Raw genomic sequence first — 280 nt, forward strand, 5'->3', positions numbered from 1 at the left:
AGTAAGAAAATGCAGCTCATTGTCCAGAGACTTCGCGGCATTTACAGGATCATCCTTCAGCCGCTTAAACTGATTTATGGTATCGCTGACCGACTGGCCAACCGATCGCTCCATCTGTGCGGCAGCTCTCGCCACCATACCGATATCGTTTCCACGAAATGCACCACTCCCCACCACCTGAGCCAGCGCACCGGCTGCAGCATGTTGCGTGATACCATTCCCGGAAATAGCACGACTGAGCGTCCACAGCTGCCCGGCAGTGACTCCGGCATAATGCCCC

The 280-nt window shown here is 55.7% G+C and carries 1 protein-coding gene; it reads right to left on the reverse strand.

Features of this window, described 5'->3' with window-relative positions:
* Nucleotides 1–280: phage tail length tape measure family protein (locus LZP73_RS21110; protein ID WP_234236965.1), on the reverse strand; the 280-nt coding region annotated here is incomplete at both ends.

Source organism: Shewanella sp. AS16, assembly GCF_021412365.1.
In the GTDB taxonomy this organism is placed as follows: Bacteria; Pseudomonadota; Gammaproteobacteria; order Enterobacterales; family Shewanellaceae; genus Shewanella; species Shewanella salipaludis.